This window comes from Streptococcus sp. 29896, assembly GCF_032594915.1.
GTDB lineage: Bacteria > Bacillota > Bacilli > Lactobacillales > Streptococcaceae > Streptococcus > Streptococcus suivaginalis.
In genome coordinates this window covers 1,921,450-1,934,766 of sequence record NZ_CP118733.1, presented here as the reverse complement: position 1 = coordinate 1,934,766, position 13,317 = coordinate 1,921,450, and the positions used below count along the sequence as shown (strand labels likewise).

The 13,317-nt window shown below is 45.8% G+C and carries 15 protein-coding genes; 11 read left to right on the top strand and 4 right to left on the bottom strand.

Annotated elements, in window-relative coordinates; genetic code table 11:
• Positions 1–13: 13 nt before the first annotated feature.
• From PXH68_RS08820 to PXH68_RS08810, 3 genes are all read right to left on the bottom strand, one after another.
• Complete coding sequence (locus tag PXH68_RS08820; RefSeq protein ID WP_248027052.1) at positions 14–808, bottom strand: formate/nitrite transporter family protein; 795 nt, start codon at positions 806–808, stop codon at positions 14–16.
• A 230-nt stretch (positions 809–1,038) separates the two neighbouring features.
• On the bottom strand, positions 1,039–2,274 hold the full coding sequence (locus tag PXH68_RS08815) for an NAD(P)H-dependent oxidoreductase (RefSeq protein WP_105242242.1): 1,236 nt from the start codon (positions 2,272–2,274) through the stop codon (positions 1,039–1,041).
• 14 nt (positions 2,275–2,288) lie between these two features.
• Positions 2,289–2,891 carry an NADPH-dependent FMN reductase gene (locus PXH68_RS08810; RefSeq protein WP_015647489.1) on the bottom strand — a complete coding sequence of 201 codons (603 nt, stop codon included), beginning with the start codon at positions 2,889–2,891 and terminating at the stop codon, positions 2,289–2,291.
• Between the two features lie 127 nt (positions 2,892–3,018).
• Between PXH68_RS08810 and PXH68_RS08805 the strand changes: the two genes are divergently transcribed.
• From PXH68_RS08805 to gltX, 10 genes are all read left to right on the top strand, one after another.
• Positions 3,019–3,378: a YbaN family protein gene (locus PXH68_RS08805; RefSeq protein ID WP_029175487.1), complete on the top strand. Its 360-nt coding sequence runs from the start codon at positions 3,019–3,021 to the stop codon at positions 3,376–3,378.
• A gap of 193 nt (positions 3,379–3,571) precedes the next feature.
• On the top strand, positions 3,572–4,096 hold the full coding sequence (locus tag PXH68_RS08800) for a hypothetical protein (protein WP_248027054.1): 525 nt from the start codon (positions 3,572–3,574) through the stop codon (positions 4,094–4,096).
• A 28-nt stretch (positions 4,097–4,124) separates the two neighbouring features.
• Positions 4,125–4,568: a dUTP diphosphatase gene (locus tag PXH68_RS08795; RefSeq protein WP_248027056.1), complete on the top strand. Its 444-nt coding sequence runs from the start codon at positions 4,125–4,127 to the stop codon at positions 4,566–4,568.
• Between the two features lie 6 nt (positions 4,569–4,574).
• Entirely contained in the window at positions 4,575–5,942 is a 1,368-nt protein-coding gene (gene radA, locus PXH68_RS08790; RefSeq protein ID WP_248027101.1) for a DNA repair protein RadA, read from the top strand.
• Positions 5,943–6,065: 123 nt separating this feature from the next.
• The gene (locus PXH68_RS08785; RefSeq protein ID WP_248027059.1) at positions 6,066–6,560 is read left to right on the top strand and encodes a beta-class carbonic anhydrase; all 495 of its coding nucleotides are present in this window, start codon (positions 6,066–6,068) and stop codon (positions 6,558–6,560) included.
• A gap of 121 nt (positions 6,561–6,681) precedes the next feature.
• Positions 6,682–7,437: a TIGR00266 family protein gene (locus PXH68_RS08780; protein WP_125265875.1), complete on the top strand. Its 756-nt coding sequence runs from the start codon at positions 6,682–6,684 to the stop codon at positions 7,435–7,437.
• A gap of 136 nt (positions 7,438–7,573) precedes the next feature.
• Positions 7,574–8,020, top strand: a complete 447-nt coding sequence (locus PXH68_RS08775; protein WP_248027061.1) for a LytTR family DNA-binding domain-containing protein — start codon at positions 7,574–7,576, stop codon at positions 8,018–8,020.
• Positions 8,021–8,024: 4 nt separating this feature from the next.
• Positions 8,025–8,684 carry a LiaF transmembrane domain-containing protein gene (locus PXH68_RS08770; RefSeq protein ID WP_248027063.1) on the top strand — a complete coding sequence of 220 codons (660 nt, stop codon included), beginning with the start codon at positions 8,025–8,027 and terminating at the stop codon, positions 8,682–8,684.
• An 86-nt stretch (positions 8,685–8,770) separates the two neighbouring features.
• Positions 8,771–10,051 carry an MFS transporter gene (locus PXH68_RS08765; RefSeq protein WP_248027065.1) on the top strand — a complete coding sequence of 427 codons (1,281 nt, stop codon included), beginning with the start codon at positions 8,771–8,773 and terminating at the stop codon, positions 10,049–10,051.
• A 178-nt stretch (positions 10,052–10,229) separates the two neighbouring features.
• Positions 10,230–11,684: a glutamate--tRNA ligase gene (gene gltX / locus PXH68_RS08760; protein WP_248027067.1), complete on the top strand. Its 1,455-nt coding sequence runs from the start codon at positions 10,230–10,232 to the stop codon at positions 11,682–11,684.
• 41 nt (positions 11,685–11,725) lie between these two features.
• On the opposite strand, the gene PXH68_RS08755 is transcribed toward gltX, so the two are convergent.
• Positions 11,726–12,226, bottom strand: coding sequence for an NUDIX hydrolase (locus tag PXH68_RS08755; RefSeq protein WP_248027069.1), 501 nt, complete (start codon positions 12,224–12,226; stop codon positions 11,726–11,728).
• Between the two features lie 120 nt (positions 12,227–12,346).
• Here PXH68_RS08755 and PXH68_RS08750 point away from each other — a divergent pair, with 120 nt between their 5' ends.
• Entirely contained in the window at positions 12,347–13,222 is an 876-nt protein-coding gene (locus PXH68_RS08750) for a VOC family protein (RefSeq protein ID WP_248027071.1), read from the top strand.
• Positions 13,223–13,317: the final 95 nt, after the last annotated feature.

The window sequence follows — 13,317 nt, the reverse complement described above, 5'->3', positions numbered from 1 at the left end:
TTTTGTAGTATCATTACTGTTCAAGGTGGTTGGTTTTGGTCTGATTGAGCCAAGCATAAGCAATTCCAATAAAGAGGCCGGCTCCAAGCCAATTTCCAAAGAAAACAACAATCCACTGACGAAGAATATTTACTATAGTAAAGGTATCTACATTAGTACGAGCAGCATTAAAGGCTAAGAGCATGAATGATGCGAAATTGGCGACCAGATGCTCATTGATGAGGAAAACGAACATAAAAATGGAGGAAATGATGACAAAGAACTTAGCAGACTGTTCTTTGATGAGCATGAAGCCAAGGATTGCCATATTTACAAACATATTAGCCGTGATCCCTTCAATAAAATTGCTCCAGTCAGATTTTCCAAGTTTGATGGTAACGGCATTGACGACAAAGCTCTTATCAGAGAGATTGAGGTAGGAAAAGGACTGATTGAAGAGCCAGGCTAGAATAGTAGCGCCTACAAAGTTAAAGAAAGTACAGTATAGCAGCATCTGTGTCACTTTTTTCCAGCTAATTTGCTTATAGTAGGCACCAGTTGTGAGATACATCATGTTAGAAGTGGCTAATTCACCACCAAAAATAAGAACAAAAACCAGCCCAATAGCAAAGATGAAGGTAAAGACAAAGCGCGACAAACTTGGAAATTGACTGGCAATAACGTCTGCTCCGATAATACCGACAGCTGTTGACATAGTCAGGTAGGCTCCTGCATACATAGAACGCAAGGCATAGCGGCCTAGACTTTCGTCAAAAAGGGCTTCTTTTTTTGAAACAGCAACTGAAATTTTTTCTTGAAATGGTGACATAGGAACTCCTTGTGAAATCAATATCAATGTTTTTGTTTGAAAAATATGGGAGTGGGAAAGAACTCGACCAGTCTAAAAAGAGTTCGTCTTCCCACCCCCGCACAGTTGATTAGGCCAGATTTGGAGTGTAAAAAACGAACAAATCTGCCAATCAACCACTGCGCTGAGATGTTGACACGAACTCTGAGAAGAGGTGCTGGGCTTTCTTCCCAGCCACTATATGTGAACGATTAGTGAGCGGATGCACCAGAATTTGCATCTGTCGGTGTGGAAGTAGCAGGGGCACTACCAGCATCTGATGCACCAGAGGTTGCGTCAACATGTGCAGGAGCTGCGGCAGTTCCCGAACCACCAACCAAGCGTTGACCAGTAGCTTCAAGATACCAATCTAGCCATGGTTTGAAATTAAAGATAATTTCATTGATACCAGCGTAGGATCCGTCAGGATAGTACATAGCTTGGTAGTTGTGGGTGTTGATAATTTCAGCAGGGGTACCGGGTACAATGGTACGAACATATTCCTGGTTACCATTACGCAAGGTACCGACAACCCATTCAACATTCTTCATGCGGGCAGGAGGTAGCGTACCGTGGACAGTTGACAGGCGATTTCCTACTTGAGCAAGTACCCGTTTACCCAACATGGTATCAGGTTCTTGGTGACTATTGTTGTAGTAGAGGAACTGGTTATTATCATCTGCATAGGTCAATTCAAATGGCATCGCATTGAGGAACATATTGAGTTGGTTAACGGTCAACAGACCATTGTCCAGTTTAACATAGGTGTCTCCCTCAACTGCGTTAACCAATTTAGAAGCCTTTTCTAGCCAATCTGGATCATCGGGATCCACACCAGTGATGGTCGTTGCGATTGGTTTGGTACAGTCTAAATCTTCTGGTGCGATTGGTTTTGGTTTTTTCAATTTGGATACAACACCGACATACTTGATAAAGTTGTCTAGACAGCTTTCTAAGAATTTCACGGTGCCTTCATTGATGATATTGCCCTTATCGTCAAAAGCTTCTTTGGCCTTACCAAGGAGGAATTCATTACCTGGTAGTGTGTAAGCATTGACACCTGGTGCATCTAAAATTTTCCGTAGGTGAACTTGGGCACGAGAAGTTCCTTGATCGTAATAAGAAGCCCCGATAATCATAACTGGTTTATTTTCAAATGGATGTAAATTGAAACTGAGCCATTCCAGAGTACTCTTAAGGGCAGGGGTAATGGTATGATTGTGCTCAGGTGTAGCAATGATGACACCATCAGCACGTGTGATTTTGTTGTAAAGGTATTGGATCGCAAAACTATTAGACTGGTCTTCGTCCTGATTGAACATTGGGACATCTTTGATTTCCAAAAGCTCTAATTCAAATTTTACTTTAAAGTGGCGTTGAATAAATTGCAATAGCATGCGGTTATAAGATTGGTCTGCATTAGACCCGACGATTCCGACAAATTTCATAGTATATTCCTCTCTTACAGGTTTTCCCAATCGAAGTTTTCAGCTTCTTTTTGGAGTAATTTTTTTGCGTTAGACAGCTTGCCAGTCATGGTGACAAAGAGGCGGAAGTCATCAAAGATGGCATCCAGTTTTTGACTAGTTTCTAAATCAATGAGCTCCCCATTGGCATCAAAGGCTTGCAAGGAATGTGACAATAAAAATTCATCTGGCAAGACAGTGGCCTTGAGTTCAGGAGCGTTGAGAATTTGACGTAGCTGTAGTTGGGCACGAGAGGAACCAAGTGTTCCATAAGAAGCACCAGTAATCATAACTGGTTTGTTTAATAGTGGATAGACACCGTATGATACCCAAGCAAGGGCATTCATAAGGACAGCTGGAATAGAGTGGTCATATTCGGGAGTTCCGATGATGACTCCGTCAGCAGCCTCAATTTTTGCGACCAATTCTTTGACAATTTCTGGTAATTCTCGATTGGCTGGTTTATTGAAGATTGGGAGTTCCTTGATTTCAACCAGTTCGATATCTGCCTTATCAGCGAAGTGCTGTTCAATGTACTGCAAGAGTTTGCGGTTGGTTGAGCGAGCGGAGTTTGTTCCGACCAGTCCTAGAAGTTTCATAGCGTCTTCTCTCTTTCCTAAATTTGGTACCTTTATCATACCCTTTTATCCAATAAAATGCAAGCGCTTTCTGAAAATGTGATAAAATTGTTCAAAAATTCACGAGTTCTTTTGGTATAATATTAGTATGCAGAGAATATTCTATCTAGTATTTGGTTTTGTTAGTTTGATGGTTGGTGTCATTGGGATTGTTTTACCGATAGTTCCGACAACCCCTCTTTTACTTTTGGCTGGTTTTTGCTTTGCGAGAAGTTCAAAAAGGTTTGAAAAATGGCTACGCAATACAAAAATTTATCAATTTTACGTAGCTGATTACGTTGAGACCAAATCCATTTCCCGTAAACGAAAAAAGCAAATCATCTGGCAAATTTACTTACTTATGGCAATTTCTATCTGGCTGGCTCCTATTTTATTGGTCAAAATAGGACTGGGACTGTTAACAATCTTCATCACTTACTATTTGTTTTGGGTCATACCGGAGAAATAAAGTCAGATTTGAGGGTTGAACATCGTCCTAAAAGACGGAAAAGTGATTGAGCAAGGCAACCACAGCCAACTCCTTAAACAGGGCGGCTTCTACGCCGAACTCTACCACAACCAGTTTGTGTTTGAATAAATTCAAAATTCCAGCCATTAGGTTGGAGTTTTGCTTTACCTTGTATTTCCTGTATAATAGACCTATGAAAAGACAGAGTGTTCGAGTTGAATTATTTCCCCTGAAAAAAGAAGAAATCCCTGCCTATTTAGATGACAAGGGGATTTTGGTAAATGACTATTTCAAGACCTACTTAGCTCATCCAACTTATCAAGAAGTGGTGGAGAGACAGAAGTGTTTAGTTGAGATTGTCAGTCTAGCCGAAATGGGATTTGATCGGGAAGCAACTGCTCCTCAGATAGAGGGGAGAGCCGTGGAGATGGGTTATCAGTTACCACCAGCTCATCTGGGAGTTTATCTTCGCCTGGCCTTGTTGGAACAGGAAGTCAGTCGGGATGCTATACTCTCCCAAGGGAAATCACCAGACGGAGCCATTTGCCTGCTGTCGCCTCAGTTGGAAGAAGAATTCACCTTCCCTCGCAGTGTCTATCTCCGTAAGGTTGACCAAGACTTGTGGCTACGTGCGGCTCGCTTTGATGACGAGTATGCCTTTCCCTTAACAACGCTTTTTGCATTTGTGACGAACAATGCGAATGAATACAATGAATAAAAAGAAGAAAATGATGTAAGGAGTTCTTATGAAAATCCGTGGATTCGAACTGGTTAGCCAGTTTACTGATGAAAATTTATTGCCAAAACGTGAGACAGCCCACGCAGCAGGTTACGACCTGAAAGCTGCGGAGACGGCTAGCTTGGAGCCAGGTGAGATTAAGCTGGTGCCGACAGGTGTCAAGGCCTATATGCAGGCCAATGAGGTCCTCTATCTCTACGACCGTTCGTCCAACCCTCGCAAGAAGGGTTTGGTCCTGATTAACTCGGTTGGGGTTATTGACGGCGACTACTATGGCAATCCAGCTAATGAAGGTCATATCTTTGCCCAGATGCGAAACATCACAGAGGAGACCGTCGTGGTGGAAGCTGGCGAGCGAATCGTACAGGCTGTTTTTGCCCCCTTCCTCTTGGCTGACGGTGACCAGGCCGACGGCGTTCGGACGGGTGGATTTGGCTCAACGGGGAAATAGGAGGAAATCACCATCGCTAAGAAAAAAACAACCTTTATCTGTCAATCCTGCGAGTATCACTCGCCCAAGTATCTGGGCCGTTGCCCCAACTGTGGCTCCTGGTCTAGCTTTGTCGAGGAAGTGGAAGTCGCTGAAGTCAAGAACGAGCGGGTCAGCCTGACAGGTGAGAAGACCCGACCTATGAAACTCAATGAAGTGTCGTCCATTCAAGTGGCTCGCACTAAGACCAACATGGAAGAGTTCAACCGTGTCCTGGGTGGCGGCGTGGTGCCGGGCAGTCTAGTTCTCATTGGAGGCGATCCAGGGATTGGCAAGTCCACCCTGCTCCTGCAAGTATCAACCCAACTTTCGACCATTGGCACCGTCCTCTATGTGTCGGGGGAAGAGTCTGCCCAGCAGATTAAGTTGCGAGCGGAGCGTTTGGGCGACATCGACAGCGAGTTCTATCTCTATGCGGAGACCAATATGCAGAGCATTCGGACCGAGATTGAGAAGATAAAACCAGATTTCCTGATTATCGACTCTATCCAGACCATTATGAGCCCTGACATTTCTAGCGTGCAAGGTTCTGTCAGTCAGGTCCGTGAAGTGACCAATGAACTCATGCAGATTGCCAAGACCAACAATATCGCAACCTTTATCGTCGGCCACATGACCAAGGAAGGCACCTTGGCTGGACCGCGGACCCTGGAGCACATGGTGGACACCGTTCTCTATTTTGAGGGCGAGCGACAGCACACCTTCCGTATCTTGCGGGCGGTCAAAAACCGCTTTGGCTCCACCAACGAAATCGGCATTTTTGAGATGCAGTCGCAGGGTTTGGTCGAAGTCCTCAATCCTAGCGAGGTCTTTCTAGAAGAGCGTCTGGACGGGGCGACAGGTTCTGCTATTGTCGTGACCATGGAGGGCACCCGCCCTATCCTTGCAGAAGTGCAGGCCCTGGTGACGCCGACCATGTTTGGCAATGCCAAGCGGACCACGACAGGCTTGGACTTCAACCGTGCCAGCTTGATTATGGCGGTTTTGGAAAAACGGGCAGGCCTGCTCCTCCAAAACCAAGATGCCTACCTTAAGTCAGCAGGCGGTGTCAAACTGGATGAGCCAGCTATTGACCTAGCGGTCGCAGTTGCCCTTGCCTCCAGTTACAAGGATAAGCCTACCAACCCACAAGAGTGCTTTATAGGCGAAATCGGTTTGACAGGTGAAATCCGCCGCGTCAATCGGATTGAACAACGGATTAACGAAGCCGCCAAATTGGGCTTTACCAAGGTTTATGCCCCCAAAAATTCTCTGACAGGTATCAAGGTCCCCAAGGAAATCACCGTTATCGGCGTGACTACCATTGGCGAAGTCTTGCAGAAAGTGTTCAACTGATGAAATCATTCGGGAGTGACAGCTAGTCGCTCCTCTTTTTGCGACAAATGGTCGGGAATGTGATAAGCTAGGTCTAACCTATTTCTGAAAATTTCAGAAATTCTCATCAGACAAGGAGGTCCTATGTCTTATTTTCAAAACTTTATGAAGGCCAACAAGGCCTATGTTGACCTGCATGGTGATTACCATTTGCCTCTTCGTCCAAAGACCAAGGTGGCTATCGTGACCTGTATGGACTCACGGCTTCATGTGGCGCAGGCCTTGGGCTTGGCTCTGGGTGATGCCCACATTTTGCGGAATGCAGGTGGGCGCGTGACGGAGGACATGATTCGCTCGCTAGTCATTTCCCAGCAGCAGCTCGGCACAAGAGAAATCGTGGTCCTTCACCATACAGACTGCGGTGCCCAGACCTTTACCAATGAGGACTTTGCGGCTCAACTCAAGCGGGATTTGGGAGTGGATGTGGCTGGTCAGGACTTTCTTCCTTTTACAGACATTGAAGAAAGCGTGCGGGAAGATATTGCTCTCTTGAAACAATCTCCGCTCATACCTGATGACGTTGAAATTTTTGGTGCGGTTTATGATGTGGATACGGGTCGTATGACAGAAGTTCGATAGTAAAACTGGGGAAACCCAGTTTTTTTTATGAAACAAAATACTTCGCTAAAAAATCCTTGACAAAGATTGGTAGATGGTTTAAAATTGTGTTATAACAATAATACAAAAGTGAGGACCTCTTATGTCAGACAACCGTATGAAATACACAATTGATAGCAATATGCAATTTCCTTTGGTTGAAATTGCTTTGGAAGCGGGCGAGTCTGCTTACATCCAACAGGGAAGCATGGTTTACCATACACCGAGCGTGACCCTTAATACCAAGCTCAACGCCCGCGGTGGTTCAGGACTTGGTAAGTTGATGGGAGCCATCGGTCGTTCCATGGTATCGGGTGAGTCCATGTTCCTTACCCAAGCTATTTCAAATGGGAATGATGGTAAAATCGCTCTGGCTCCATCTGTGCCCGGTCAAGTTATTGCCCTTGAACTAGGTGCCAAGCAGTACCGTCTTAATGACGGAGCCTTCCTGGCTTTGGATGGTTCTGCCCAGTATAAAATGGAGCGTCAAAGTGTTGGCCGTGCCTTCTTTGGTGGCCAAGGTGGACTCTTTGTCATGACAACAGAGGGTGAGGGTACTCTTTTGGCCAATGCCTTTGGTTCCATCAAGAAAATTGAGCTAACAGGTGGAAGCATTACCATCGATAATGCTCATGTCGTTGCATGGAGCCGTGATCTCAATTATGATATTCACCTTGAAAATGGTTTCCTCCAGTCTATTGGTACTGGTGAAGGGATTGTCAATACCTTCTCAGGCTATGGGGAAATCTATGTGCAAAGCTTGAATATTGAAACATTTGCCCAAGTCATCGGCAGCCATATTGTCACAGGTGGCGATGGCGGTGGTGGTAGCACTTCCTTGCTCGATGCGATTTTCTAAGACCCAACCAGCTGCGGCTGGTTTTTTACTTATCTTTCGTCACCACTTACCAGGCATTTTTTACCACTTACTAAAAAGCCCTTGTCTTCACACCATAGCCTGATATAATAGGTATATCAAATGAAAGGGAGGTCTTATGAAAGTTCGGATTGAATTAGATGACAGCTTAGAACAAGTCGAAGTGATTATCAGAAGCAATCAGTTAGGACCAGAGTTGGAACAAATCCAGCAAGCACTGAGTCGCCTGAGTCGTCCTAGCCTGGTTTTTTACAAGGGCACTAGTGAGTATTTCTTGAAACTAGAAGACCTACTCTTTTTTGAAACCGATGGGACTAAGCTGATGGGGCATACTAGAGATGACGCCTATGAAGTCAAGATGAAGCTCTATGAACTGGAAGATTGTCTCCCTTCTCATTTTTGCCGGGTTTCCAAGTCAACCATTGCCAATAGCAAGGCCATCTACTCGCTGGACAAGTCCTTTTCAGGGACTAGTCGGATTTCCTTTTATAAGACCCACAAGGAGGTCCATGTGTCGCGGCATTATTACCATTTATTAAAAGAGAAGTTACAGGAAATGAGGTAGGACGATGAAAAAATATGGTTTAGGAATTGCTCTGCTGGTCTTGGCAGGCTTGGTTCTGTTTAGGGATTCACTAGGTTTGCATTTGGCCATGTCCTTTTGGACCACTGTCTGGTTTGTTTTAACTTTTGTGACTGGTTTTCACCGCTTGGTGAAGCTGGATTGGCTTGCCAGTATCTTTTGTTTTGGTCTAGCTTTTATAGCAGTGAACTCTGCCTATGAATGGGTGGAATTTGGGACCTGGAATATGGTTCTGTCACTTGTCCTGCTGTGCCTTGGTTTGAAACTGATTTTTAAACCGAAGAAGCGCAGACCAACTCATGGAGTTGGTACAGGGGTGATTGGCGACAAGGGTAGGGAAATAGCTTTTGGTTCCTCTACTCGTTATATTCATGAGGAAAATTTTACCTACGATAGTGTGGAGGTGGCTTTTGGCTCCAGTATGGTTTACTTTGATCAGGCGATTATTCTGGGAGATACGGCTGAATTTCATATCGATGCGGCCTTCGCGTCAGTTGATCTTTATCTGCCGGCTAACTGGCAAGCTGTTGTACAAGTAGACAGCGCCTTGTCAACCACTAATAATTATGCATCTGAGCCAAAAGAAAAGATTCTTTTGGTAACTGGTGACCTAGCCTTCTCAAGCTTAACCATTTATTCTATATAAAGGATGAAGAGGAAAGTCTATCCAGGCTCCTCTGCGGAATGAAAAGTCAGAATATTTTGGAAATTATACAAAAGAAAGGGATTATCATGAAAAAGATTTTGAAAAATGCTACCTACCTATGGGTACTGACGGCGGATATGCTGTCCAATTTTGGTGATGTTGTCTATTATCTGGCCCTGATGAACTATGTTTTACTGGTGCCCAACAGCCGTCTGGCTCTGGCGATTGTGACCTTCTCGGAAATCTTCCCTAGCTTTATGGGCCTCTTCACAGGCTACTTGGCAGACAAGACGGTCAACAAAATCAGTACTATCAAGCTGACCCTCCTCTTTCGTGTCCTTCTTTACGTCATCCTCGGATTCTGCATGGGCTTTGAGCCAGCCCTCTGGATTGTCGTGGTGGCTGCAAGCTTCAATGTCTTTGCAGACTTCGCTGGCTTCTATGAAAATGGCCTCTATACACCTCTGGGATTGCGAGTAGCGCCCAAAGAAGAGCGGGAGCAGTACTCGGCCTTTCGCCAGACCGTGACCAGCCTCCTCAACATCGCCTTTCAGGCCCTCTCTGCCCTCTTGGTCGGCCTCCTCTCCTACCAAAACCTCGCCTTTCTCAACGCTGGCACCTTTTTGGCTGCCCTCCTCATCATGCAACTACTGACACCAGCCTTTCGTAAACTCCTGACGGAGCAGCCTTTGAAAATAGCCGAGCAGCCGAGCCAGCCCGAGCCAGAAACCAAGGGTCCAGGCATTCTAGCTTCTTTCAAGCAAGCCATCGTGGAGCTTCGCAAGATTCCCGAGTTCCGCCTGGTCCTGATTACCAGTCCCCTTATCAATGCCTGCGGAGCGATTCTCTATCCTATTCTGGTCCTGCTGATTAGCGAAGACTCAAGCCTTGTCTTTCTCAATGTTGAAACCACCCTTGCCCTGACAATTCTAATCTTCTTTGTCGGCAATATCTTGGGCTCGACCTTGGTCTTTACCCTTTTCAAAAAGACCAGCATGGTGACGCTTGAAGTGGCAGCCACTTTCTCTCTATTTGGAGTGTTTGTCGGAATGTTGCTCCATCAACTGCCAATTATTTTCTTCTTCCTTACAACTATGGGGATTAGCTTTGGGGCTAGCGGTCCCAAGTTTAATGCCAAGTTTGTCAATTCTATGCCAGAGGAGCAGCTGGCAACTATCGGCGGTGCAGTATCCACCTACTTCATGCTGGGTCAGGCCTTTGTCCGACTACTGGTATCAGGTCTGGTCTTGGTTCTGGCCGTCGATCAGATTAGCGGACTTTTCCTAGCGGCAACTGGCTTCTTGGTCCTCTATGTCCTCTACTGGCTGGCTAGTAACCAAAAAACACCTCAAAATCAGTCTATCTAGGCTGATTTTTTCTATCTTCTTATGCTTATCTATGCTATAATGTTCTTGATTGCTACTCTTCGAAAATCAAATTCAGACGTCGTTGACTTGACTTGATGAACTTCAGTTCTATCTTCGTCTGCATCGCCTAGTCTGATTTCGATTTTCATTGAGTATGAAAATTTTACAGGAGAGAAACATGACTAAACCAATTCGTGTGCGTTACGCACCAAGTCCAACGGGACTGTTGCATATCGGAAATGCCCGTACAGCATTGTTCAACTATCTTTTTGCCCGTCATCACGGCGGTACGTTCCTTATTCGTATCGAAGACACAGACCGCAAGCGCCATGTGGAAGACGGCGAGCGTTCTCAGCTTGAAAACCTGCGTTGGTTGGGTATTGACTGGGATGAAAGCCCAGAAACCCATGAACAATACCGTCAATCAGAGCGTTTGGATATTTACCAAAAGTATGTTGATCAACTTTTGGCAGAAGGTAAGGCCTACAAATCTTACGTGACAGAAGAGGAATTGGCGGCGGAGCGTGAGCGTCAGGAAGCTGCGGGTGAAACACCTCGCTACATCAACGAATACCTGGGTATGTCTGAAGATGAAAAAGCAGCCTACATGGCAGAGCGTGAGGCGGCTGGCATTGTCCCAACTGTTCGCTTAGCTGTCAATGAAACAGGTATTTACAAGTGGAATGACATGGTTAAGGGCGAAATCGAGTTCGAAGGTGTCAATATCGGTGGTGACTGGGTTATCCAGAAACGTGACGGCTATCCAACCTACAACTTTGCCGTGGTGGTGGATGATTATCTCATGAACATCTCGCACGTTATCCGCGGAGATGACCATATTGCTAACACACCGAAGCAACTCATGGTCTATGAAGCACTTGGTTGGGAAGCGCCAGAGTTTGGTCACATGACCTTGATTATCAACTCTGAGACTGGTAAAAAACTGTCCAAACGTGATACCAACACCCTTCAGTTTATCGAAGATTACCGTCGTAAAGGGTACATGCCTGAAGCTGTTTTCAACTTTATCGGTCTCTTGGGTTGGAACCCTGGTGGTGAAGAGGAAATCTTCTCCCGTGAGCAATTTATCCAACTCTTTGATGAAAATCGTCTCAGCAAGTCACCAGCAGCATTTGACCAGAAGAAAATGGACTGGATGAGCAATGAGTACATCAAAAATGCTGATTTAGAAACTATTTTCAACCTTGCCAAACCATTCTTGGAAGAAGCGGGTCGCTTGACAGACAAGGCAGAAAAATTGGTGGAACTTTACAAGCCACAAATGTCATCTGCAGATCAGATCGTTGGTTTGACAGACCTTTTCTTCTCAGATTTCCCAGAATTGACAGACGAGGAAAAAGAAGTCATGGCAGGCGAAACGGTACCGACGGTCCTCAATGCTCTCAAGGAAAAATTGGAGGCTATGACGGACGAAGAGTTCCAACCAGATAATATCTTCCCGCAAATTAAGGCAGTCCAAAAAGAAACAGGCATCAAGGGCAAAAATCTCTTCATGCCAATCCGTATCGCCGTTTCAGGCGAAATGCACGGACCAGAGTTGCCAAATACTATTTACCTCCTCGGTCGTGAAAAATCCATCCAGCATATTGATAATATGTTGAAGAGTTTGTAAGATAAATAATCCCCGCTGTCCTGTGACGGCGGGGATTTGATTTAGCTTTCTAAAAACAAGCTCTCCACATAGTCCTTCTGCCTTGGAATAACCTGTTCATTTTCCAGGAAATCTTTCAGTTTTTCTTGTGGGACCCAGATGTAGTGGCTGGTTTCTTCGGCTTGGAGTTGGATAGCAGATTTGTCCCAGTCGGTTTCAGCCCAGTAGCAGTGGAAGATACACTGGTCATCATGGGCGACAAAGTGTGTATGGTGGCGGAGTTGGTTAGCTGTCAGTTCAATACCTGTCTCCTCGCGGACTTCGCGTAAAATGGCCTGCTCTGCTATTTCCCCAAATAAAGCCGAGCCTCCTGCTGTCGCTTCATAATAGTCAGGGTAGGAGGGCTTGGCGCTGTCGCGCTTCATGAAGAGGGTGCTGCCGTCGCGGTGGCGGATGATGCACTCGACGACTAGGTGGTATAGGCCATCGGGAATGGCTTCTCCGCGTGTGAGGGTATGGTCGGTCAGGTGACCGTCGGCTGTGTAGGCATTCCAAGTTTCCATTTCATTCTCCTGTCAATTTTGTGGTTATTCAGTATAGCACATCTGTAAGTGCAGGGCAACATGTTTTGTTTTTGTACGGACAAGTGTTATACTGGGGCTATTAACTCAAAGGAGCACCTTATGCAAACCATTATCCCTCATCTCTGGTATGATACAGAGGCAAAAGAGGCTGCGGCCTTTTATGTGGACCTTTTCGGAGGCAAGATTGACTGGACCTATACCATTACGGATACGCCTTCTGGCGAATCTGACTTGGTCCAATTCCAACTGGGGGACATAACCCTGGCGGCGATTAGCGCGGGGCCTTATTTCAAGCTCAATGAGTCCATGTCCCTCATGGTGTCGGTGGCTGACAAGGCAGAGCTGACCCGCCTTTATGAAGCCCTGTCAGACGGTGGCCGTGTGCTCATGCCTTTGGCGGAATATCCATTCAGTCCTTACTATGTCTGGTTGGAAGACCGCTTCGGTTTGTCTTGGCAATTGTCCTATGCACCGGACTTGGACAAGCCCTATCAATTTGATATCTGCCTGCTTTTCTCGCAGGACCAGGTCGGTTTAGCCGAGCCTATGTTGGACTACTACAAGGACAAGCTGCCTCAGGCTCGTCTGGGTCAACTCTCATATTACGGTGAAGGTGAGGCTGCGGTGGCTGCTGCCAAGTTAAATTATGCGGAGCTGTTTATCGGAGACCAAAAAATGATCGCTATGGACCACGGTTACGGTGGCGAGGCCTCTTTCAACGAAGCCTTCTCGCTCATGGTCTATGTGGACTGTCAGGAAGAAGCAGAAAGTTGGTATGAAAAAGTATCGGCAGTTCCAGAAGCGGAGATTTGCGGTTGGGCCAAGGACCAGTTTGGGATTTCCTGGCAGATTGTGCCGCGTATTTTGATGGAGGCATACGATACGGCTAGCCCAGAAAAGGTCAAGGCAGTTAATGCAGCGGTGATGACCATGAAGCGTTTGGACATTGCGACCATACAAGAATTACTGAATTAAAAAGCTGACTAGAGTCAGCTTTTTTAGTTGTTTAAACAAAAAAGAATAAAAATACAGTTTTCTCTTGAAGTTTGAATAAATATGCAGTATACTAT